The sequence below is a fragment of the Oleiphilus sp. HI0125 genome (genome assembly GCF_001635355.1).
This window is the reverse complement of the sequence record NZ_LWGF01000816.1, coordinates 1-861: the sequence shown is the minus strand read 5'-3', so window position 1 is coordinate 861 and position 861 is coordinate 1. Positions and strand designations below refer to the sequence as shown.

The following is an 861-nucleotide window of genomic DNA, read 5'->3' as shown; positions in this document are numbered from 1 at the left end:
TGAAGGCCCTGAGGCTGCTAGTGCCGTGCCGGTTGAGCAATTTGAGAATGCTAATGCAGCAGTGATTGAGGCATCTAAAGCATCAATTGAATTAGCTAAAAATGGCATTGTTGGTTTTATTACTTCTAATTGGGATATCAAGCAGATTGAGGGTGTTCCCGCGATTCTAGAAAGTGTTCGTGGTGGCTTACAGATTATTCCTTTGGAAGAAGCTGCTGAATTGATTAGTGGCTGCAGTCGATATATCAGCGAACGTTTAATTCGAGAGATAGTAAAGCCTGATTGGTCAGAGCTAGATCGCTTAGCTGATGCAATTAGTAGTATTGAGTACTACATCGAACGCCTCTCTGAAGGTGCTTCAGAAAGCGACCGCTTCTTGGAAGTTGCGCGTGAAAGCTTGCATAAGCTTGGCGTGACGAATGGATCGGATGCAACTACGCATATTTCCCCTCACCACATATCTGAAGCGGCTAGTGAAGCGCCAGAGTCAGTCGCGAAGGAAAGCGATGAGCAGTTAATTGATCAAGATATCCTAGAAATCTTTGCTGAAGAAGTAGAAGAAGTTGCTGCTGACATCGAAGCGGCGACTAAAGTATTGCAAGTTGATGCCGCGAATCAGGAAGCTTTGGCTGAGCTTCGTCGTGCTTTCCATACTTTGAAAGGTAGTGGCAAGTTAGTTGGTGCAAATGCGATTGCAGATCTAGCCTGGGTTGTGGAAGAGCGACTTAATAAGCGAATTGAGCAAACCATTGAAATAAAAGCTGGTGAACTCGATGTCATCGATCAGATTCGTCAAAACATGGCTCCGTTGTTAGAAGCGTTCTCAAAAGGGCAAGACTCTAATTTAAGTCAGTCTTTGGC

1 protein-coding gene is annotated in these 861 nt (G+C 44.7%); it reads left to right on the top strand.

Annotated elements, in window-relative coordinates; translation table 11 throughout:
* A partial coding sequence (locus A3762_RS13205) for an Hpt domain-containing protein (RefSeq protein ID WP_197469250.1) occupies positions 1–861 on the top strand: 861 nt, incomplete at both ends.